19 protein-coding genes and 1 tRNA gene are annotated in these 20,362 nt (G+C 72.7%); 8 read left to right on the top strand and 12 right to left on the bottom strand.

Annotated elements, in window-relative coordinates; translation table 11 throughout:
- Window positions 1–248 precede the first annotated feature (248 nt).
- Genes OG524_RS33665 through OG524_RS33620 form a run of 10 tightly spaced genes read right to left on the bottom strand, consistent with a single transcriptional unit; the run spans window position 249 to window position 11,551 of the window.
- Window positions 249–1,796, bottom strand: a complete 1,548-nt coding sequence (locus OG524_RS33665; protein ID WP_405812272.1) for an ABC transporter ATP-binding protein — start codon at window positions 1,794–1,796, stop codon at window positions 249–251.
- Window positions 1,793–2,638: an ABC transporter permease gene (locus OG524_RS33660; RefSeq protein ID WP_405812271.1), complete on the bottom strand. Its 846-nt coding sequence runs from the start codon at window positions 2,636–2,638 to the stop codon at window positions 1,793–1,795. Before OG524_RS33660 ends, OG524_RS33665 begins: the two co-directional genes overlap by 4 nt.
- A complete protein-coding gene (locus OG524_RS33655) occupies window positions 2,635–3,588 on the bottom strand; it encodes an ABC transporter permease (protein WP_405812270.1) in 954 nt (317 codons plus the stop codon). Before OG524_RS33655 ends, OG524_RS33660 begins: the two co-directional genes overlap by 4 nt.
- Window positions 3,585–5,177: an ABC transporter substrate-binding protein gene (locus tag OG524_RS33650; RefSeq protein WP_405812269.1), complete on the bottom strand. Its 1,593-nt coding sequence runs from the start codon at window positions 5,175–5,177 to the stop codon at window positions 3,585–3,587. Before OG524_RS33650 ends, OG524_RS33655 begins: the two co-directional genes overlap by 4 nt.
- On the bottom strand, window positions 5,161–5,982 hold the full coding sequence (locus OG524_RS33645; RefSeq protein ID WP_405812268.1) for a class I SAM-dependent DNA methyltransferase: 822 nt from the start codon (window positions 5,980–5,982) through the stop codon (window positions 5,161–5,163). Before OG524_RS33645 ends, OG524_RS33650 begins: the two co-directional genes overlap by 17 nt.
- Window positions 5,979–7,256 (bottom strand): MFS transporter, encoded by a 1,278-nt coding sequence (locus OG524_RS33640; protein WP_405812267.1) that lies wholly within the window; start codon window positions 7,254–7,256, stop codon window positions 5,979–5,981. The genes OG524_RS33645 and OG524_RS33640 overlap by 4 nt, the downstream gene beginning before the upstream one ends.
- The gene (locus OG524_RS33635) at window positions 7,253–8,377 is read right to left on the bottom strand and encodes a dipeptide epimerase (RefSeq protein WP_405812266.1); all 1,125 of its coding nucleotides are present in this window, start codon (window positions 8,375–8,377) and stop codon (window positions 7,253–7,255) included. Before OG524_RS33635 ends, OG524_RS33640 begins: the two co-directional genes overlap by 4 nt.
- Window positions 8,374–9,459, bottom strand: coding sequence for a PLP-dependent cysteine synthase family protein (locus OG524_RS33630; protein WP_405386578.1), 1,086 nt, complete (start codon window positions 9,457–9,459; stop codon window positions 8,374–8,376). The genes OG524_RS33635 and OG524_RS33630 overlap by 4 nt, the downstream gene beginning before the upstream one ends.
- Window positions 9,456–10,298 carry a hypothetical protein gene (locus tag OG524_RS33625; protein ID WP_405386579.1) on the bottom strand — a complete coding sequence of 281 codons (843 nt, stop codon included), beginning with the start codon at window positions 10,296–10,298 and terminating at the stop codon, window positions 9,456–9,458. Before OG524_RS33625 ends, OG524_RS33630 begins: the two co-directional genes overlap by 4 nt.
- A complete protein-coding gene (locus tag OG524_RS33620; RefSeq protein WP_405386582.1) occupies window positions 10,295–11,551 on the bottom strand; it encodes an ATP-grasp domain-containing protein in 1,257 nt (418 codons plus the stop codon). Before OG524_RS33620 ends, OG524_RS33625 begins: the two co-directional genes overlap by 4 nt.
- 272 nt (window positions 11,552–11,823) lie before the next feature.
- Between OG524_RS33620 and OG524_RS33615 the strand changes: the two genes are divergently transcribed.
- The 7 genes from OG524_RS33615 (at window position 11,824) to OG524_RS33585 (ending at window position 18,221) form a co-directional block, all read left to right on the top strand.
- On the top strand, window positions 11,824–12,297 hold the full coding sequence (locus tag OG524_RS33615) for a DUF5709 domain-containing protein (RefSeq protein WP_405386583.1): 474 nt from the start codon (window positions 11,824–11,826) through the stop codon (window positions 12,295–12,297).
- 102 nt (window positions 12,298–12,399) lie between these two features.
- Window positions 12,400–13,842, top strand: coding sequence for an NADP-dependent phosphogluconate dehydrogenase (gene gndA, locus OG524_RS33610; protein ID WP_405386584.1), 1,443 nt, complete (start codon window positions 12,400–12,402; stop codon window positions 13,840–13,842).
- A 156-nt stretch (window positions 13,843–13,998) separates the two neighbouring features.
- The gene (locus tag OG524_RS33605; protein ID WP_405386586.1) at window positions 13,999–15,048 is read left to right on the top strand and encodes a Dyp-type peroxidase; all 1,050 of its coding nucleotides are present in this window, start codon (window positions 13,999–14,001) and stop codon (window positions 15,046–15,048) included.
- Window positions 15,048–15,845 (top strand): family 1 encapsulin nanocompartment shell protein, encoded by a 798-nt coding sequence (locus OG524_RS33600; protein ID WP_405812265.1) that lies wholly within the window; start codon window positions 15,048–15,050, stop codon window positions 15,843–15,845. The genes OG524_RS33605 and OG524_RS33600 overlap by 1 nt, the downstream gene beginning before the upstream one ends.
- A 46-nt stretch (window positions 15,846–15,891) precedes the next feature.
- A complete protein-coding gene (locus OG524_RS33595; RefSeq protein WP_405812264.1) occupies window positions 15,892–17,277 on the top strand; it encodes a diaminopimelate decarboxylase in 1,386 nt (461 codons plus the stop codon).
- A 36-nt stretch (window positions 17,278–17,313) separates the two neighbouring features.
- A complete protein-coding gene (locus tag OG524_RS33590) occupies window positions 17,314–17,796 on the top strand; it encodes a MarR family winged helix-turn-helix transcriptional regulator (RefSeq protein WP_405386591.1) in 483 nt (160 codons plus the stop codon).
- Window positions 17,793–18,221 carry a helix-turn-helix domain-containing protein gene (locus OG524_RS33585; protein ID WP_405386593.1) on the top strand — a complete coding sequence of 143 codons (429 nt, stop codon included), beginning with the start codon at window positions 17,793–17,795 and terminating at the stop codon, window positions 18,219–18,221. The genes OG524_RS33590 and OG524_RS33585 overlap by 4 nt, the downstream gene beginning before the upstream one ends.
- Window positions 18,222–18,583: 362 nt before the next feature.
- Here OG524_RS33585 and OG524_RS33580 read toward each other — a convergent pair whose 3' ends face one another.
- Together OG524_RS33580 and panD are read right to left on the bottom strand one after the other, a co-directional pair.
- Window positions 18,584–18,940 carry a GNAT family N-acetyltransferase gene (locus OG524_RS33580; RefSeq protein WP_405812263.1) on the bottom strand — a complete coding sequence of 119 codons (357 nt, stop codon included), beginning with the start codon at window positions 18,938–18,940 and terminating at the stop codon, window positions 18,584–18,586.
- 44 nt (window positions 18,941–18,984) lie between these two features.
- The gene (gene panD / locus OG524_RS33575) at window positions 18,985–19,410 is read right to left on the bottom strand and encodes an aspartate 1-decarboxylase (protein ID WP_405386596.1); all 426 of its coding nucleotides are present in this window, start codon (window positions 19,408–19,410) and stop codon (window positions 18,985–18,987) included.
- An 860-nt stretch (window positions 19,411–20,270) separates the two neighbouring features.
- On the opposite strand from panD, the gene OG524_RS33570 reads away from it, so the two are divergent.
- A tRNA-Met gene (locus OG524_RS33570) sits at window positions 20,271–20,344 on the top strand.
- The last annotated feature ends 18 nt before the right edge of the window (window positions 20,345–20,362 follow it).

Genomic DNA, 20,362 nt, shown 5'->3' with positions numbered 1-20,362 from the left:
GAGGTGCTGCGCGCCGGGCGATACGCGCGGCAGGAGCAGCGGGACGGGGCCGTGCCCCGGTCAGGAACCGCTGAAGACCGCTAGCCGTGCCCGTGCAGGGCGGTGCGGCAGTTCGCGGGCGCGCCGAGGACGGCCTGGTGCAGGCACGTCCCGATGACACCGATACGACCCATGGGCCGAGTGTACGTCCGGTGGGGTGGTCCGGATTCCGCTTCAGGCGCGGGCTCCGCTTCGGGGGCGGTTCCGCTTCAGGGGCGTACGGCGGCTCCCCAGCGGGTGGACGCTCTGAGCAGGGAGACGGTGAACGGGTGCTCCGGAGCGGTCAGGATCTGTTCCCTGTCCCCCTGTTCCACCACCTCGCCACCGTCCAGCACCGCGATGCGCGTGGCCGGGGCTGCGGTGTCCAGGTCGTGGGTGATCAGCACGACGCAGAGCCCGTCCCGCTGCCTGATCAGTACGGCGAGCAGGTCCAGCAGGGAGCGCCGGGTGACCGGATCGAGCCCGGAGGTGATCTCGTCGCACACCAGGACCCGGGGGCGGGCCAGGAGGGCCCGGGCGAGGGCGGCACGCTGGAGTTCGCCGCCGGACAGCCGATCGGGCGTCCTGCGTACGAGATCGTCGCCCAGTCCGAGGTCCGCCAGGGTCTGCCGGGCCTCCGCCGTCGCCTCCTCGCGGCCCGCGCCGCGCAGCCGTACCGCTGTACGCGCCACCTGGTCCAGGACGGGCCGGTGTTCGTCGAAGGCGGCCCGGGCGTCCTGGAAGACGTACTGCACGGCCGCGAGCTGCTCGCGGCTCCGGTCGCGCAGGCTGCGGGGCAGGGCCGCACCGTCGAGCAGCACCTGCCCGTGGTGGTCGCGGTGGAGTCCGGCGAGGCAGCGGGCGAGGGTGGTCTTGCCGCTGCCCGAGCGTCCGACGACGGCGAGGCCCTCACCCGAACGGAGGATGAGCCCTGCGACCCGCAGGACGGGGACGCGGGTGCCGCCGGCCCGGTGATGGGCGACGAGCCGGTCGACGCGCAGCACCTCCGTCCCCGCACTGCCGTGCTCGGCGTACGGCAGGGTCCTGGGCCCGGCGAGGAGTTCCCGGGTCCAGGGGTGGGCGGGGGCGTCGAGCACCTGGTGTACGGGACCGTGCTCCACCACCCGGCCGCCGCGCATCACGAGCACGTCGTCGGCGAGTTCGCGCACGACGTCGAGGTCGTGGCTGAGCAGGAGCACGGCGATGCCCCGGCCGGCCACCGCCGCCAGCTGGTCGACGATGCGGCGCTTGGTCAGGGCGTCCTGCCCGGTGGTGGGCTCGTCCGCGACGACGACGCGGGCGCCGAGCAGCAGGGCCTGTGCGAGGACGACGCGCTGCTGCTGGCCGCCGGACAGCTGGTGCGGGTAGCGGCGCAGCAGTACGTCGGCGTCGGGGAGCTGGGCGTCGGCGAGGGCGTCGGTCACCCGCTGCCGCGCCGCCGCCCTGCGCCGGGCTCGGGGCAGGTCGCGCACCTGCTGCCGCGCCATGTCGGACAGCAGGGCGCCGATGCGGCGGGCCGGGTTGAGTACGGCCGCGGGGTGCTGGGGGACGTAGCCGATCCGGGTGTCGTGGACCGTCACCTCCCCGGTGACCCGGGCTCCGGCGGGGTACTCGCCGAGCAGGGCGAGACCGGTGGTCGTCTTGCCGCTGCCGGACGCGCCGACCAGTGCGGTGACGGTTCCCGGCCGGATGCGGAGGCTGACCCGGTCGACGAGCACCTGTCCGTCGACCTCGACGGTCAGCCCGGTGATGTCGGCGAGCACGGGGTCCTGAGTCATGGGCGTCGGCCCTTCCGGGGCGGAGTGGGAATGTGCGGAAAGGGTGCGCGGCGGCCCGGGGCACGGTTCTCCATGGCCGCGTCGACGAGCAGGTTGCTGCCCATGGTCAGCGCGACGATGAGCAGGGCGGGCACGACGACCGCCCAGGGCTGGATGAACAGCCCGGCCCTGTTGCGGTCCACCATCACGGCCCAGTCGGCGGCGTCCGGGGCGACCCCGATCCCGAGGAACGCGGCCGTGGCCACCAGGTAGAGCACTCCGGTCAGCCGGATCCCCGCGTCGGCGGCCAGGGTTCGCAGGATGGACCGTCCGACGTAGCCGACGGCCAGCCGCCACCAGCTCTCGCCCTGCATCCGCAGCGCTTCGAGGGCGGGCCGGGAGGCGGCCTCCGCGGCGGCCGCGCACACGATGCGGGCGGTGTCCGGGACGGAGACGAGGGCGACCATCAGGACGAGTCCGGCGGCGCCGGGCGGGAAGGCCGCCGCGACGAGGAGCAGCATGAGCAGCGAGGGCACGGCGAGCAGCACGTCCAGCGGACGCATCAGGGACTCCTCCAGCCACCTGCGGTGGGTGAGTGCGCTGATCAGCCCGACCGGCAGGGCGACGAGATAGGCGAGGGCCGTGGCGGCGAGCGCGACCAGGACCACGGGCCGGCCGCCGAGCAGCACCTGGTCCAGGACGTCGCGGCCGACGAAGTCCGTGCCGAGGAGGTGGCCACCGCCCGGGGTGAAGGAGGCGGCGCGGGCCGTGGGTTCGCCCACGAGGAAGGGCCCGAGCACGGCGAGGCCGAGCGGCACCCCGGCGACGGCCGCCCCCGGCGCGTATCTGCCCGGACGCCTCACGCCGCCACCCCCGACCTCGGTGCGAGACGGTGGGTGACGAGGTCGGCACCGAGGTTGAGGACGACGGTGGCGACGCCGAAGACGACGGCCAGCCCCTGCACCACGGGGATGTCACGGTCGGCCACCGCGTTCATGAGGACGGTGCCGAGTCCGGGGATCACGAAGAGTGCCTCCACGACGATGACGCCGCACAGCAGCCAGTCGATGGTGCGGGCGAGCTGCTGGGTGGCGGGAGCGAGGGCGTTGGGCAGGGCGTGCGCGTACCGGACGCGGGCGCCGGGGATTCCGTACCGCTCGGCGTGGGCGGTGTACGGGGCGGCGAGCGCGTCGATCATTCCGGCCCGCACCAGCCGCGCCAGTGAGCAGACCGGCCGGGCGAGGAGCACCAGGACGGGCAGGACGAGTGCGGCCGGGTGGGCGAGCAGGTTCGTGCCGTAGCCCACCGCGGTCGGCGGGAACCAGCCGAGCCGCAGGGCGAGGATGGTCACCAGCAGGACCCCGAGGGCGAATTCGGGGACCGCGTAGACGCCGAGGGTCGCCGAGCTGATCAGCCGGTCCGTGAACCGCCCTTCGCGGCGGGCGGCCAGGACCCCGAGGCCGACTCCGGTGGGGACCAGGAGCAGCACGGTGACGCCCGCGAGGAGCAGGGTGGGCCCGAAACCGTCCGCGAGGAAGCCGGACACGGGCCGCCCCGAGGTGAGGGAGGTCCCGAAGTCGCCGTGCAGCAGCCCCATGACCCACTCGCCCAGCCGGACGTGGGCGGGCCGGTCGAGTCCCATCGCCTCGCGGACGGCCGCGATGCGTTCCGGGTCGGGCTGGTCACCGGCGAAGGCCACGGCGGCGTCGCCCGGCAGTGCCTCGGTGAGCGCGAAGACCAGCAGTACGACGGCCACGGTCTGCGCCGCGCCGAGGAGGAGCCGTCGGGCGATCCAGGAACGCGGTCCGTTCACGCCAGCCAGACCTTGTCGAAGCGCGCCCAGTCGAGGGTGTTGGCCGGCGCTTCGCGCGCGACGCCCCGCACCGAGGGTGCGAGGCCCAGGATCCAGTCCCCGAAGCCCCAGACGAGGAAGCCGCCTTCGGCGTGCAGCCGGCGTTGCATCCGCCCGTAGAGCGCACCCCGTTCGGTCCTGTCCTTGGTGGACTGGGCCTGCTGGTAGAGGGTGTCGAAGCTCCTGTCCTGCCACTTGGTGGCGTTGGTGGTGGAGTCGGTGAGGAGCCGCTGGGAGATGTGCGACTCGATGGGCATGGCTCCGGACCGGTAGCAGCACAGGGTGCCGGAGTCGAGGATGTCCTTCCAGTAGGAGTCCTTGCTGCCCATCCGCACGTCCACGGTTACCCCGGCGCGTGCCGCCTGGTCGCGGAAGATGCCGGCGGCCTCGGTGAAGCCCGCGGCGACGGCGGAGGTGTCAAGGGTGACCTTCAGGCCTTCCGCGCCGGCCTGCTTGAGGAGGTGGCGGGCGCGGTCGATGTCCTGTTCGCGTTGCGGGAGTTCGTCGGCGTAGTACTCGTACCCCTTGCCGAACAGGTCGTTGCCGATCTCACCCGCGCCGGAGAGTGCGCCGTCCACGAGCTCCTTGCGTCCGGCGATGTGGAAGAAGGCCTCGCGGACCCGGGGGTCGTCGAAGGGCGGCCGGTCCGTCTTCATGGCGAAGGCCTGCATGGCGCTGTTCCGGAGCCGGACGATCCCGATGCTTCCGGACTTCTCGTGGGCGCGGCCGGTGGCGGGGTTGAGCTCGTGCGCGTACTCGACCTGGCCGCCGAGAAGGGCGTTGATGCGGGCCGACTCCTCGTTGGCGACGACGAATTCGAGCTCGTCGAGGTGGGGGGCGCCGTCCCAGTGGTCCTCGAAGCGCCGCAGGACGGTGGTGCGCCCGGGGGCGAAGGAGACGAAGCGGAAGGGGCCCGAGCCGACGGGCTTCGCGAAGTCGTCGGCACCGTCCGGGACGATGTACGTACCGAACGCGGCGAGTACGTTGGGGAGTTCGGCCGTCGGCCGCTTGAGCACGAACTCCAGGGTGCGCGCCCCGGTGGCCCGGCTGGCCGTCAGGTCGATGGGCTCCAGGGACGCGCGGGCGCGGTACGCCTGCTCCGGGTCGGCGATGCGGCGGTAGCTGTACAGGACGTCGGCGGCGGTGACGGGCTTCCCGTCGTGGAAGTCGGCCTGCCGCAGGGTGACCGTCCAGCGGTCGAGCGCGGCGTTCGGCTCCCACTTCTCGGCCAGCCGAGGCTCCGCGGACAGGTCGGCGCCGTAGTCGGCGAGCTTGTCGAAGAGGGCCTTGCTCCGGGCGGCGTCGGCGAACAGGTTGCCCAGGTGCGGGTCGAGGGTCTCGCTCGCGCCCCCTCCGGCGAACGCGGCACGCAGGCGTCCGCCGCGGCGCGGGGTACCGCCGTCCTTGCCGGCGTCGTTCGCGGCCGGGCCCGTGCCGGAGCATCCGGCGAGTGCGAGCGCGCCGAGGCCGGCGGCGCCGCCCGCCGCAGCGAGGAAACCGCGTCTGCGCAGGCCGGGGAAACGCGTCGAGGGGTCAGTCGGGTCGTACACAGTTGTTCTCCTGTTGATGAGTGGACCGGGCCACGAGATGGAGCCGGTCGCCGTCGGCCGCACCGCCGGGCGCGGAGCCGGGTTGCCACGTGGGTTCGGTGCGCGGCCCCGGTCCGTCGTACAGACCGAGGACGTCGAAGCCGTGGGAGCTGAGGAAGTGGCGCAGTTCCTGGGGGAACAGCAGTCGCCAGGCGGACCGCTCCTCGACGGGCGGGGTGCCGTCGTCCGCCTCCCAGCTGCGGGTGCGCCGCAGGAGTTGGGCGCCGCGGTCCAGGTGGAGGGCGGTGGCGGAGCGGTACGTGGTGCCGTGCCAGGTGAACGCGGAGACGGCGGGGGTGGCGGGAGGCTCGTCCCGGCCGAGGAAGTACGCGCCGTTGCGCATCTCCGCGACCAGCAGACCGCCGGGCACCAGGGCGCGGCGGCAGGACGTCAGGAAGCCGTCGAGCTGCTCGTTCGTGTGGCAGTACAACAGCGAACTGTCGAGGCACACCACGGCGTCGAAGGCCCCCTGTCCGAAATCGAACCCGCTGAGATCGGCCGTGGCGTAGACCGGTCCGGGGTGGTGGACGCGGGCGTGGGCGAGCATCGTGCGGGAGAGGTCTGCGCCGGTGACACGGCGTCCGGCTCGGTGGAGGTGGGCGGCGTCGCGGCCGGTGCCGCAGCCGAGGTCCAGGACGGCGGGTCCGGCCCCGTACCGCTGGAGGCAGTCCTCGGCCCAGCGTGCGGCGAGGCGTGCGGGGTCGGGAAAGCGGGCCTCGTACAGCTCCGGGCGGTCGGTGAGCAGGTTCCCCCGCCGGCCCTTCACGCCGTCACCGGTACGGGTGCGCGGTGAGTCGCGGGCAGGGTGCCGACGCGGTGCAGCCAGGCCACACCGCACGCGGAGGCGAGCCCGAGGAACAGGCAGCAGGCCCAGGGCAGGAGCACGACGGCGCTGCCCGCCCCGCCGCGCTGCGCCGCGTCCATGGCCCAGCCGACGGCCGTGTTGCCGACGGCGGCCACGATGCCGGACACCGCGTAGAAGATCCCGAAGTAGGTGCCCGTCAGCTCGGACCGGCCGAAGCCGGGGATCAGCTCCATGACGAACGGCTGCGCGGTCATGATCCCCAGATGGAGCAGGAGGGCTCCGGCCAGTACGGGCAGGGCGCGCAAAACAGCGTCCACGGGCCCGTCCGGGGGTGCGTCGGTCCCGGCGACCAGCATGGGCGGTACGAAGGCCAGCGCCATCAGGGCCAGTCCCCCCGCGATCCAGCGGGCCCGGCTGCCGCGCCGCTTCAGGGCGCGGGTGAGGCGCAGTTGCAGGGTGAGGCCGGCGAGCGTGCCGATGACGAAGACGAGTCCGGCCGCGCCGTCCCAGCCGGTGGCCTGCCGGGCTCCGTCGGGCAGCAGCAGGTAGAGCTGGTTCTCCAGGGTGAACATGCCGACCATGACCAGCGCGAAGGCGACGAAGGCACGGTTGCCGACGACTTCCCGCCAGTCCGCGACGACCGTTCCCCTGGCCGGTGGGACGTCGCGGGCGGGGAGAACCAGGGCCTGGGCGACGGTGAGGACGGCGAAGATCCCGGCTGCGGTGAGCGCGGAGGCACGGAAGTCGACGAGGAGCAGGGCGCTGCCCAGGAGTGGGCCGATGAGGGCGCCGGTGGTCGCGAAGACGTTGAAGAGCGCGAACGCCTCGGCCCTGTGCTCCTCCCCCGCCTCCTGGGTGAGGTAGGTGCGGACGGCGGGGTTGAACAGGGCTCCGGCCACTCCGCTGAGCACGGAGGCGGCGAGCAGGACCGGCAGTCCGTCGCCGAGTGCGAACAGGGCGAATCCGACGGTGCGTATCGCGCAGCCGGCGATGATGACGCCGCGGGCCCCGAGCCGGTCGGCGGCCGAGCCGCCTATGAGGAAGAGGCCCTGCTGGCTCAGGTTGCGTACGCCGAGCACGATGCCCACGACGGCGGCCGACATGCCCAGGTTGTCGCCGAGGTGGGTGGCGAGGTAGGGGATGAGCAGGTAGAAACCGGTGTTGACGCCGAGTTGGTTGACCAGCAGGAGGCGGATGGCGAGCGGGAGACCGCGGATCTCGTGCCAGGTCCTCATGACGCCACGTCCCAGGGCCGGGTGGTCTCGGCGGTACGGAGCCCGCGGGCCTCGGCGGTAAGGAGCCCGTCGGTAGGGGCCTCGGCTCGCGGTCGTACGCCCAGTCCGGGTTGCGTGGACACGCCCACGAAGCCGTCGTCGCCGCCGATGCCGGTCCAGGGGTCGTGGGCGAGCAGAAGGTGTCCGTCGAGGTCGGTCCAGCGGGCGCGGTCGGCGATGTGGACGGCCGGTGCGATGCCGAGGGTGCTGGCGGTCAGACAGCCGAGCATCAGATCGGTCCCGCTGCCCTCGATCAGGGCGGCGATCCGCAGGGCGGCGTGGACGCCGCCGCACTTGGCGAGCTTGACGTTGATCCCGTGGACGCGTCCGGCCAGCCGGCGCGCGTCCTCGTAGGTGACGGCGTCCTCGTCCGCGATGACGGGCAGGGGCGAGCGGGCCGCCAGGCGTGCCAGGGCCTCCGGGTCACCGGGGGCGAGGGGCTGTTCCACGGCCTCGACGCCCAGTTCCGCGAACCGGGGCAGCAGTACGCGCGCCTGCCCGGCGGACCAGGCCCCGTTGGGATCGAGGAGGAGCCGGGCGCCCGGTGCGGCTGCCCGGACGGCGCGTACCCGGTCCAGGTCCGCCTCCTCGTCCCGGTCGCCCGCCTTGATCTTGATGACGGAGAACCCGGCGTCGGCCAGCCGGCGGGCGTGGGCCGCCGCCCGGCCCGGGGAGGTCAGGGAGATGGTGCGGGCGGTGGCGACCCGTGGTGCCTCGGGGGATCCGAGGAAGCGGTGGACGGCGGTGGCGGTGCGCTTGCCGACCAGGTCGAGGAGCGCCGCCTCGACGGCGGCCGTGACCGCGGCGGGGGTGTCCGGGCCCGTGAGCTCGCCGACGCGCAGGGCGTGCAGTGCGGTCTCCGGGCCGGGGAACCGGGTGAGCCGTTCGGCGGCCTCCGCGACGAGCCGTTGCAGGGTCGGGGTGTCGAGGCCGTAGAAGACACTGGTGACGGCCTCTCCGTGCCCGCCCGTCCCTTCGTGCGTGACGGTCAGCCGCACGGCGTCACGGGCGGTCATGGTCGAGCGTGAGATGCGCAGCGGCTCTGCGAGGACGAGCCGCACGGTGTGCTGGGTGAGGTTCACGGCTGCCTTCCCGGACGTTCCGCGAGCGGGTCGGTGACGGTGGTGCACCTGGCCCAGCCGCCGGCCTGGGCGGCGCGCGGGTGTGCGAGGTCGACGGGGCGGGTCGCCGCGAGGTCCGGGTCCAGTCCGTGGGCGGTGGCGAAGTCGTCGTCGTAGACCGTGCCGAGATAGCGGTGCGGTCCGTCGGGGAAGACCGTGGCGACGGCGGCTCCCGGATGGGTGCGGGCGGCCCACGCGGCGACGCGTGCGACGGCGCCGGTGCTCCAGCCGCCGCTGACGAAGTTGCCCCGGGCGAGGCGCCGGCAGGCGTCGGCGGCCTCGGCCGGACCGATCCAGTGCACCTCGTCGAAGGCCTCGTAGGCGACGTTGCGCGGGTGGATGCTGCTGCCGAGTCCGCGCATCAGCCGGGGTGCGGCGGGCTGCCCGAAGATGGTGGAGCCGGTGGAGTCGACGGCGATCAGGCGCAGCGCGGGCCAGTGTCTGCGCAGCGGTCCGGCGATCCCGGCGCTGTGTCCGCCGGTTCCGACGCTGCACACGAGGATGTCCAGGTGGTCCAGCTGGGTGGCCAGTTCGGCGGCGAGCGAGGCGTATCCGGCGGTGTTGTCGGGGTTGTTGTACTGGTCGGGCCAGTACGCGCCGGGAAGCCGGCCGAGCAGGTCGCGGAGCCGTTCCAGGCGGGCGCCCTGCCAGCCGCCCCGGTGGGCGGGCCGGTCGACGATCTCCAGTCTGGCCCCGTACGTGCGCAGCAACTGGCGCATGGAGGGCTCCAGTTCGCTGTCGCCGACCAGGACGACGGGGTGGCCGAGAGCCTGTCCGGCGAAGGCGAGCCCTATGCCGAGGGTGCCGGAGGTGGACTCCACCACCGGTGCCCCGGGGAGCAGTTCGCCGCGTTCCTCGGCGCCCAGGAGCATGGACACCGCGGCCCGTGCCTTCATGCCTCCGACCGCCTGTCCTTCGAGCTTGGCCCAGAAGCCGGGGTGGGGGCCGGGCAGTCCGGTCGTGATCCTGGCCAGCGGTGTGCGGCCGAGGAGGGCGAGGAGTTCGCGGTTGGGAGCGAGGGTGTGGAGCGATGCCGTGGTCACGAGGTGCCTCCGTCGTCCGCGCGGTAGCGGTGGATGGTGCCGGGTCCGCCGTCGAGCCAGAAGAAGGGGTAGGGCTCCGCGCACACGGCGCTCACCCCCAAGCCGAGGAAGCGGGGCAGCACGGCGCTGCCGGTCTGGGCGAACATGACCAGCGGTTTGCCGTGTTCCAGGGCGTGCCGCCGCAGCGGGTCGAAGGTCCCGTTGCCGAGCGTCATGCCGGAGGCCAGTACCGCGTCGCAGCGCCCGGTCTCCGCCAGGGCGTCCGTGGCGACGGCCTCGCCCCACTCGGTGGTGCCGCCCTTCAGGTCGCACGGAAGGCCGGTGAGCCCGCGCGAACGCAGTTCGGCCAGAAGGGAGTTGACGACTCCGACGACGAGTACGGTGCCGCCGGGCGCGACGGTGTCCAGGAGCTCGACGACGGCCGTCGCCCGTGCCCGGGACCGCTCCAGCGAGGTGCCCGCGGGTACGGCCACCGGCTCCGCCCCGTGGGCCGGGGTGTGCGGCGTGACGTCCATCAGGTAGGCGTCCAGCGCCGCGACCCGCACGGCCGTGATCGGATGGGCGAGGAGCTGGGCCACGTCCGCCCCGGCGCAGTCCTCGACCGTACCGGCGGGCAGTGCGCCGGGTTCGACGGAACAGGAGCCGACGGCCCGGTCGAGGCGAAGGCTGAGGACCTCGTTGCGGTATCCGCCGCTCCGCCCGTCGTGCCGTACGGCCTGGGACGTGGTGAAGGCGACGGCGATGCGGCGGGTACGCGGATCGGGGCCCAGCTCCCCCGCCAGGGCCCGGCCCACGAGCCCGTCGAGGGTGAGGGTGTCCGTGTACGGGGCGGCGGTCACGACAGCACCAGCCGGGTGCGCACGGCGGCGAGCAGCGACTCGACGCGGTCCCGGGCGCCGAGCCCGGTGGCGTCGCCCGCCATGACGTGCCCCAGGTAGGCGTTGTTGCTGTCGGCCGCCTCGACCTTGCGTCCGGGTTCGGCCAGCTGGACCTCAATCACTCCGCCGGCGTCCCGCATCCCGGCGGCGCCCTCGACGGACACGAGGGTGCCCGCGGTGTCGGGGACGAGGAATCCGATGGCGGCGCTGCGCAGCCCGGTGTCGCGCCGCCGGAGGTCGGGGGCGCGTCCGAGGGCCACGTCGACGCAGGCGGCGGCGAGGTCGATCCCGGTGACGTGGCGGACCAGTTCGGTGATGCGGTTGCCCGCGGGGCGCGGGTTGACCTCCACGACGCGGGGGCCGTCGGCGGTCAGCTTGATCTCGGTGTGCGCCACGACGTCGTCGAGCCCGAGGGCGGCCCCCGCGCGCACGGCGGTCGCGGTGGCGGCAGCGAGGTCGTCCGGGGTGAGGGCGGCCGGGAACATGTGGCCGGTCTCGACGAAGGCGGGTGCCCCTCCGACACTCTTGTCGGTCACCCCGACGACATGGGTGGTGCCGGCGTACGACACGGTCTCGACGCTCACCTCGGGCCCCTGGAGGAACTCCTCCAGCAGGATGTGCGGGGTACGCCGCTGGCCACGGGCGTTCACGGGGAAGGCCGCCAGGGCCTCGCAGGCGGCGGCAAGTGCGGCCCGGTCGTCCACGCGTCGCACGAGCATGCCCGCGCAGAGGTCGACGGGCTTGACCACGAGCGGGTAGCCGATGTCCCGGGCGGCCTCGGCGGCGGCGGCCGCGTCCGTACAGACCGCGAAGCGGGGCCCGGGAAGCCCTGCGGCGTCCAGGATGCGGCGGGTCGCGTCCTTGCGGCAGGCGTTCTCCATCGCTTCGGCCGCGGGGCCCGGCAGGCCGAGCCGGGCGGCGATCCGGGCGGCCGTCGGCAGGTAGTAGTCGCAGGAGGTGATCACTCCGTCGAAGCGGAGGGCCGCGTGCAGCCGCTCGGCCTGCGGAAGGAGCGTGCCGATGTCGTTGGTCGGCGCCGTGACGACGTTACGGGCGGTGAGCAGCGGATGGTCCGTCCCCTCGGGGGCTGAGCGCAGGTAGTGCTGCAGGTCGCGGGTGAGGAAGGTGAAGTGATGGCCTCCCTCCCCCAGCGCCCGGGGCAGCAGCCTGCTCATCGATCCGACCCAGCTCTCGACCACCAACAGGTGAGCCACAGCTCCCCCTTCTCACAGTGCCGTTGGGAACGCGGGCAGGCAGAGGTCACCCCTGCGAGGGGGACTGTCCGGCCCGACCGCACACACGCTATCGATAATCATTTTCATTGTCATCTAAAACCCCGTCATGACCGTCCGGAACCCGTCTTCCGTTGCGCCCCCGGCAGGACCGGAGTGGAATTGCGTACAGGGACCCGGAAAGGGCGCGACCAACCCCGGCACCCCGCGACGCGGCGGCAGCCCCATCCACCCCGGACCGAAAGGGACACGCCATGACCGACACCGACCGCGGGGACGACGTCTACCAGCCCCAGGAACCGGAGGCCTCGGACCCCGCCGACCTGCTCGACGTGGAGGACACCCTGGACACCACCGGGATCACCGATGTCCTCGACGAGGGCTACTCCCCGCCCGACCGCCCGTGGGCGGTCGACGACGAGGGCACCACCGCGTCGGAACAGCACACCGGCGAGTCCCTGGACAGCCGCCTGACCAGGGAGGTTCCCGAGCGCACCGCAGTCGCCGACGGCCCGGGGGACCTGGCCGACGGGGATGGCGAGCTCTACGACACGGAGGTGGGCACCGACCGCGCCGGGCGGCTCACACAGGGTGGCGACGGCCATGTGCCGGCCACGATGACCGCCCAGGACGTCGGGATCGACGGTGCGGCGGCGTCCGCCGAGGAGGCGGCGATGCATGTGATCCCCGAGGAGGAGGACGTCTTCGGCGAAGAACCCCTGCGCTGAACGCACCACCGGCGGCGCACGTATCCCTGACCGGCCACGCGTCCCCGGCCACCTTCCGTCACCCCGAACCCTCACCCCCGAACAGATTGCGGGAGCACACAGATGAGCGGCACTGCGCAGATCGGCGTCACAGGACTCGCGGTGATGGGCCGCAACCTCGCCCGGAACTTCGCCCGCAACGGCTTCACCGTCGCGGTGCACAACCGCACCACCGCAAAGACCGACGCCCTGGTCAAGGAGTTCGGCGACGAGGGCACCTTCGTCGCCGCACACACCCCGCAGGAGTTCGTCGCCGCCCTGGAACGCCCCCGCCGCCTGATCGTCATGGTGAAGGCCGGCGAGCCGACCGACGCCGTGATCAAGGAGTTCGCCCCGCTCCTGGAGGAGGGTGACGTCATCATCGACGGCGGCAACGCCCACTTCGAGGACACCCGCCGCCGCGAGAAGGAGCTGCGCGGGCGCGGGATCCACTTCGTCGGCGTGGGCATCTCGGGCGGCGAGGAGGGCGCGCTGAACGGGCCGAGCATCATGCCGGGCGGCTCCGAGGAGTCGTACGCCTCACTGGGCCCGATGCTGGAGAAGATCGCCGCGAAGGCTGAGGACGGCACGCCCTGCACCACCCACATCGGGCCGGACGCGGCCGGCCACTTCGTGAAGATGGTGCACAACGGCATCGAGTACGCCGACATGCAGCTCATCGCGGAGGCGTACGACCTGCTGCGGTCGGTCGCGGGCTACTCCCCCGCGCGGATCGCCGAGACCTTCCGCGGCTGGAACACCGGCCGGCTCGACTCGTATCTGATCGAGATCACCGCCGAGGTGCTCGCCCACCAGGACGCGGCCACGGGCAGGCCCTTCGTCGACATCGTGCAGGACCGGGCCGAGCAGAAGGGCACCGGCCGCTGGACGGTACAGATCGCGCTGGACCTGGGCGTACCGGTGTCCGGGATCGCCGAGGCCGTCTTCGCCCGCTCCCTGTCCGGGCACGCGGACCTGCGGGAGGCCGCCCGCGACCTGCCGGGGCCGACGGCGAAGCCGCTGGCCGAGGCCGAGGCCGCGGCCTTCGCCGACCGGGTGGAGCAGGCGCTGTACGCGTCCAAGATCGTGTCGTACACCCAGGGTTTCCACCAGATCCGGGCCGGCAGCGAAGCGTACGGCTGGGGCATCGGCCTCGGGGCGGTGGCGGCGATCTGGCGGGCCGGTTGCATCATCCGCGCGGCGTTCCTGGACCGGATCAGGGCGGCGTACGACAGCCGGCCCGGCCTGCCGGGCCTCCTCTCCGACCAGCAGTTCGCCCAGGAGATCGGCGCGGCGCAGGACGACTGGCGCAGCGTGATCGCCGAGGCCGTACGGCAGGGGGTGCCGACGCCCGGCTTCGCCGCCTCGCTCTCGTACTACGACGGTCTGCGTGCCGACCGGCTGCCGGCGGCGCTCACCCAGGGCCAGCGGGACTTCTTCGGCGCGCACACCTACCGGCGTACCGACCGCGAGGGCTCGTTCCACACGCTCTGGGGCGGCGACAGGTCGGAGACCACCGCCGGCTGACGGCGGGGCGGGGCTCCGTGCCCGGGACGGTCCTCCCCGGGGTGCGGCCGGGCACAGAGCCGTCGGGACGCCCGGGACGGACCTCCCGGGGTGCGGCCGTGGCCGCTTCGTGGATTAGTGGCAGGGAGTCCTGTCCACCACACAGGGAGTGCGCGCATGCCCGACGCCGTCCCGGACCCCGTCGCGGTCCAGCCCGTCGTGACCCCGCTGACCAGCGCCGCGCTGGTCCTGGTCGCCACGATCGAACCGGGCGGCGAATCAGCCGTGCGTGCGGTGCTGCCCGATCTCGCCGCGTTCGCCCGTTCGATCGGATTCCGGGTGCCGAGCGCCGGGCTGGCGTGTGTGACGGGCTTCGGTTCGCAGGCATGGGACCGGCTGTTCGCCGGCCCCCGTCCGGCGGATCTCCACCCGTTCCAGGAGTTGCGAGGTCCGCGGCACCATGCTCCCGCCACCCCGGGTGACCTGCTGTTCCACGTCCGGGCCGAACAGATGGACGTCTGCTACGAGTGGGCGTCCCAGCTGCTCGGCCGCCTCGGGGGTGCGGTGAAGGTCGTGGACGAGGTCCAGGGCTTCCGCTACTTCGACCACCGGGACCTCCTCGGCTTCGTCGACGGGACGGAGAACCCGCTGGGCGACGACGCCCGGTCCGCCGCCCTGGTCGGGCAGGAGGATCCCGCGTTCGCCGGCGGCAGCTACGTCGTCGTGCAGAAGTACCTGCACGACCTGGGCGGCTGGAACCGGCTCACCACCGAGGAGCAGGAACGTGTCATCGGCCGCACCAAGTTCACCGACATCGAGCTCGCCGACGACGTCAAGCCCGCCGATTCCCATGTCGCCCTCAACACGATCACCGACCCCGACGGGACCGAACACGACATCCTGCGCGCCAACATGCCCTTCGGCAGCTTCGAACAGGGCGAGTTCGGGACCTACTTCATCGGGTACGCGGCCGATCCCGGGGTGACCGAGCAGATGCTCCGCAACATGTTCCTCGGCAGCCCTCCCGGAACCCACGACCGCATTCTCGACTTCTCCACGGCGGTCACCGGCACGCTCTTCCACGCCCCCAGCGCCGAATTCCTCGACGCTCCTCCGCCGCCGCCCTCCCCCGCCGGAACCGCCGCGGTCCCGGAGCCCCAGGCCCGCGCCGCCGTGGTGCGCGACGGTTCGCTGCGTATCGGCAGCCTGCAAGAAAGCGCCCAGTGATGAACAACCTCCATCGTGAACTCGCCCCCGTCACCGACGCCGCCTGGGACCAGATCGAGGAGGAGGCCACCCGTACGTTCAGCCGTCATGTGGCCTGCCGCCGGGTCGTGGACGTGAGCGACCCGCAGGGACCGGGGCTGGCGGCGATCGGCGACGGGCACCTGCGCGACATCGACCCGCCCGCCCCCGATGTGATCGCCCGCGCCCGCACGGCCTCGCCCGTCATCGAGTGGCGGGTGCCGTTCACGGTGACCCGGGCGGCCGTCGACGACGTCGAACGCGGCTCCGAGGACAGCGACTGGCAGCCCGTCAAGGACGCGGCCCGCACCTGCGCGTTCGCCGAGGACATGGCTCTCATCGACGGGTACGCGGCGGCCGGTATCACCGGCCTGCGGAACGGCTCCTCGCACGAGCCGCTGCCGCTGCCGGCCGACGCGCGGGACTACCCGGCCGCGGTGAGCCAGGCCCTGACCCGGCTGCGGCTGTCCGGTGTCGACGGTCCGTACCGGCTGCTGCTGGGCGCTGACGCGTTCACCGAGGCCACGGAGACCTCCGACCACGGCTACCCGGTCGCCACCCATCTCGTCAGGCTCCTGGACGAACCGATCCTGTGGGCGCCGGCCGTCACCGGCGGGGTGCTGCTGTCCACCCGTGGCGGCGACTTCGAACTGTGCCTGGGGCAGGACCTGTCCATCGGCTACCTGGACCACGACGCGACGAGCATCCGCCTCTACTTCCATCAGGCCTTCACCTTCCGGATGCTGACGCCCGAGGCCGTGGTCCCGATCATCGCCTGAACCGATACGCCGGACCGCCGCGGCCCCTCTCACCGACACTGGCCGTATGACTTCGACACCATCCGCGCGTGATCTGGACTCCCCGTCCGCCCCGTCCTCCGCCGTCGCCGACACGGTCCGCAGAGCCGTCGCCGAAGGGCTGCTGGGTGAGGAGCAGCCCGTCGCCGGTTTCCTGGACGCCGACGGGGTGCGCGGCTCCGTCACCGCGCTGCGTGAGGCCTTCGCGGCCGTTCCGGACGTACGGGTCCTGCACACCTTCGCCGCGAAGGCCGCCTCGCTCGTCCCGGTGCTGCGGCTGCTCGCCGGCTGCGGGATGGGCTGCGAGGTGGCGAGTCCGGGCGAGCTGCGGCTCGCCGTCGAGGCCGGTTTCGCCCCGGAGAGGATCGTCCTGGACTCCCCCGCGAAGACCCGTGACGAACTCGGGACGGCCTTCGCACTCGGCGTGGCCGTGAACGCCGACAACCTCGGTGAACTCCGTCGCATCGACGAGCTGCGCCCGCACGGATCGGCGTCCGTCGTCGGCCTGCGGGTCAATCCGCAGGTGGGCGGTGGCTCCATCGGGGCTATGAGCACGGCGACGGCCGGCTCGAAGTTCGGTGTCGCCCTGCGCGATCCGGGGGCCCGCGAACGGATCGTACAGGCGTTCGCCGAGCGGCCCTGGCTGACCCGGCTGCATGCCCATGTCGGCTCGCAGGGCTGCCCGCTGGAGCTCATCGCGGAGGGCATCGCCGAGACGTACCGGCTGGCCGAGGAGATCAACGGGGCGGTGGGCGGCCGGCAGATCACCAGCCTCGACATCGGTGGCGGGCTGCCGGTCAACTTCGCCGACGACGAGGTCCGCCCCTCGTTCGGCGACTACGTGGCCACGCTCAGGGCGTCGGTTCCCGGGCTGTTCGACGGACGCTACGACCTGGTCACCGAATTCGGCCGGTCCCTGCTCGCGAAGAACGGCTTCATCGGGGCGCGCGTGGAGTACACCAAGGACGCGGGCGGGCGCCGCATCGTGCTCACCCACGCCGGCGCGCAGATCGCCACCCGGACGGTCTTCATGCCCGAGGCCTGGCCGCTGCGGGTCGGCGCGTTCGACGCGGAGGGGCGGCCACGGGGCGGGCCGCCGATGGTCCAGGACATCGCGGGGCCCTGCTGCTTCGCCGGGGACGTCGTGGCGCACGGCCGGGAACTGCCCGAGCTGCGGGAGGGCGACTACGTGGTCCTGTACGACACCGGCGCGTACTACTTCTCGACCCACTGGGCCTACAACAGCCTGCCCCGACCGGCCGTGTACGGCTTCGCCGCAGCCCCCGGCGGGAGCGGCGGGAGCGGCGTGCGCTTCGTCCCGGTGCGCGATGCGCAGTCGCTCGACTCGCTCGCGGAGGAGAGCGGGCTCGGTCACGCGGACGCGCTGACGGGTCTGGGCGGCGGCCCCAATTAGTAGCCATGGATATAATATCCATGTACCTTACTTTCCATGGACAGCCCACCCCTGAACGGCACCCCCGAAGGACCGACGCCCGGCTTTCTCGTCTGGCGCCTCTCCATGAAGTGGCGCGTCGCCGTGGACAGGGCGCTCGCACCGCTGGGCCTGACCCATGCGCAGTACTCGCTGGTGGGATCGCTCCTCGGCATGCGCGAGGCCGGTGTGCGCCCCAGTCAGCGGCGGCTCGCGGACCACACAGGTCTCGAAGCCCTGTACGTATCGAAGCTGGCCCGCTCCCTGGAGTCGGCCGGCCTCGTCGAGCGCACGCCCGATCCGGCCGACACCCGCGCGGTCCAGCTGGCTCTCACCGACGAGGGGCAGGCGGTCGCCGTGCGCGCGGTCGCGGTCGTACGGGAGCTCATGGACCGGCTGCTGGCCCCGCTGGGCGGGGCCGGGGGTGCGGGGACCGAGGCGTTCGTCCGGGAGCTGACCGTACTGCTGAACGAGCCGTCACACTCCGAGGAGCAGCCATGACCACCACGACCGTCAACGGCCAGATCATCGGCCAGGCGCACTACGCCACGCGAGCCGTCCTGGAAAGCCTGCTGGCCAGGTCCGGGACCACGTTCCACCAGGCCGTGGCGCTCAACGCGACCGCCGACGGCGACGGGGCGACGAAGCGGGCGCTCACGGACCGGATGACCTCCACGCTCAAGATCGACGCGGAGACCGCCGAGGCGGCGGTCGACTCGCTGATCGCCGACGGCCTGCTGGCGGACACCGGGTCCCGCCTGGAGCTCACGGCTTCCGGCCGCGCCCGCCAGGACGGGATCCGGACCGGAACGGCCCGGATCGCCGCCGGACTCTACGCGGACCTGCCTGCCGAGGACCTGGCCGCGGCCGGTCGCGTCCTGACCGTACTCACGGAGCGGGCGAACGCGGTCCTGGCCGCGGGATAGCGCGGGACCTGCGGCTCAGCCCGCCGGCTGGGGAGAGGGTTCCGGCTCGGGCACGGGCTCCGGGTTCGGGCTCGGCGGCTGCGGAATCGGGTCCGGCGCCGGGCCGGGAGGCACGGGCCCCGGCGGCACGGGCGGCGGGGAGGGCACCGGCGTCGGCGGGCCGGGCACGGGCGGGGGCGTCGGCGCGGGCGGTACGGGGTCGGGGTACGGATGGGTCATCTCGGGCCTCCAACAGCGGCGAAACGTGTGCGTGGATCTCTTCTCCACCGTCTCCCCGTGCGGCTGCCCGCGCCTGCCGAGTCCACACGTCCGGCCGTGCCACCCGGCGGCCCCCGCCAGGCTTCAGGGGCCTCCGTCAGCCGTCAGAGCAGCTCGGGATGCGACTCGAGCTGCCGAAGCGCTTCCTGTACGAGCTCGTCGGGAGCGACGGGAGCCTGCTCGGGGTGACGCTGGGCCCACTTCACGACGTACGGGCAGAGCGGGACGACCGGAACGCCCTCGCGTGCCGCCATGCCGTAGAACTCCGTGGCCAGGGCACCCGCGATGCCCTTACCCTCGTGCGCCGGTTCGACGACGGTGTGCACGGGGACGAGGGCACCGGGATCGGGAGTCATCACGAAGTACGCGATGACTCCGGCGGCCGCACCACCCTCGTACGCAAAGAGCTTGCCGCGCTCCCGGTCGTCACGGATCTCGACGGCGAGGTTCTCTGCTGCCATGACGGGTGCTCCCTTGCTGGGTGGACGCGACCTACGGGGTGGGATCAGCTGTGCGCGGCAACCGCGTGCGGGCTCCGCTCGGTGCGGGTGCCCGGCACAGGCGCCGACGCGTCGGCCCCCAGGGCCACGATGCGGTTCCCGGCGTCGACGTGCACGACGCTCGGCACGAGCGCACGGGCCTCGGCGTCGTCGACCTGGGCGTAACTGATCAGAATGACCAGGTCACCGGGGTGCACGAGGTGGGCGGCCGCACCGTTGATCCCTATGACGCCGGAACCGCGCTCACCCTCGATGACGTACGTCTCAAGCCGGGCACCGTTGTCGATGTCGACGATATGGACGAGCTCACCGGGCAGCAGGTCGGCCGCGTCCATCAGATCCGCGTCGACCGTCACGGAACCGACATAGTGGAGGTCGGCCTGGGTCACGGTCGCCCGGTGAATCTTGGACTTGAACATGGTGCGCAGCATCGAGGCACTCCCGAATCTAGGCTCCCTGCCTGCGTTTTTGCAGGTCAAGTGCTGTTTCCCTACCTTACAACGAGTCGCAGGTCCGGTCAGCTTTCCCCAGGTTTTCGAGGACTCACGCTGAACACTTGCTGACTTTCCTGACGCATCATCAGGCAGCACCGGGGAGCTCCACTCACTCTCCCTGGCTCCACCGCGACGACCCCACAAGCGTACGCACCACGCCCTCAAGACCCCTCGTGATCACCGTCACCCTCACAGAGGGACGACACCCGATCCGCGCGTGCACGAGGACTCGTCGCCGCAGGGCCCTTCATTCGTGTCGGTCTGACCGGGACGTCGACGTGGACAAGGCACATCAGCCCGGGCGGCAGATACATGATGGAGCGTCAGGTACGGCCTCAACCGGCGCGGCGTACCCCGGCACACGTTCAGCAATCGAACAGCGCCCTCACCGAAAGTGACGGCTCCCCGTGATCACTGCCAGGCCCCGCTGAACAACGCCACAGCCACATACGGCATACACGAAGTGAGTCACAGCACGCGAGGCCTTGCACCCTGAAGCCGGTCGCCTGCTCGACCTCCGGCGACCTGCTGCCCATCCGCAACAAGCAGCACCTGGTCCTCCGCGTGCCCGCCCCCGACGACCTCACCGGCCTCGCGTCCGCCGTCGAGGAGGCACTGCGACGTACGCCCGGCAACGCACCGCCCTGAAGAAGCAGTGGGCGCCCGTCAACCGGCACTGGACCCAGACGTCTGCGCCGGTCACCGCCTCTGGCCACCCGCACCCGGCGTGACCGCCCCACGACGGCGGCCACCGCGTCGGCTGACTGCCCACCCGTGCCGTAAGGTGGAGGCATCGACGCGGGGTGGAGCAGCTCGGTAGCTCGCTGGGCTCATAACCCAGAGGTCGCAGGTTCAAATCCTGTCCCCGCTACTTGCGTCTGAGGGCCCG

The sequence above is a fragment of the Streptomyces sp. NBC_01520 genome, from assembly GCF_045040375.1.
In the GTDB taxonomy this organism is placed as follows: Bacteria; Actinomycetota; Actinomycetes; order Streptomycetales; family Streptomycetaceae; genus Streptomyces.
Note: the sequence above shows the minus strand (reverse complement) of the source record. Positions and strands in the feature narration are given on the sequence as shown.

What these genes read in the sequence shown, in the direction of transcription:
- OG524_RS33665 (WP_405812272.1), bottom strand. Translation starts at nt 1,796, where the DNA reads ATGACTCAGGACCCCGTGCTCGCCGACATCACCGGGCTGACCGTCGAG.
- OG524_RS33640 (WP_405812267.1), bottom strand. Translation starts at nt 7,256, where the DNA reads ATGAGGACCTGGCACGAGATCCGCGGTCTCCCGCTCGCCATCCGCCTC.
- OG524_RS33615 (WP_405386583.1), top strand. Translation starts at nt 11,824, where the DNA reads ATGACCGACACCGACCGCGGGGACGACGTCTACCAGCCCCAGGAACCG.
- gndA (WP_405386584.1), top strand. Translation starts at nt 12,400, where the DNA reads ATGAGCGGCACTGCGCAGATCGGCGTCACAGGACTCGCGGTGATGGGC.
- OG524_RS33605 (WP_405386586.1), top strand. Translation starts at nt 13,999, where the DNA reads ATGCCCGACGCCGTCCCGGACCCCGTCGCGGTCCAGCCCGTCGTGACC.
- OG524_RS33600 (WP_405812265.1), top strand. Translation starts at nt 15,048, where the DNA reads ATGAACAACCTCCATCGTGAACTCGCCCCCGTCACCGACGCCGCCTGG.
- OG524_RS33595 (WP_405812264.1), top strand. Translation starts at nt 15,892, where the DNA reads ATGACTTCGACACCATCCGCGCGTGATCTGGACTCCCCGTCCGCCCCG.
- OG524_RS33590 (WP_405386591.1), top strand. Translation starts at nt 17,314, where the DNA reads ATGGACAGCCCACCCCTGAACGGCACCCCCGAAGGACCGACGCCCGGC.
- OG524_RS33585 (WP_405386593.1), top strand. Translation starts at nt 17,793, where the DNA reads ATGACCACCACGACCGTCAACGGCCAGATCATCGGCCAGGCGCACTAC.
- OG524_RS33580 (WP_405812263.1), bottom strand. Translation starts at nt 18,940, where the DNA reads ATGGCAGCAGAGAACCTCGCCGTCGAGATCCGTGACGACCGGGAGCGC.
- panD (WP_405386596.1), bottom strand. Translation starts at nt 19,410, where the DNA reads ATGCTGCGCACCATGTTCAAGTCCAAGATTCACCGGGCGACCGTGACC.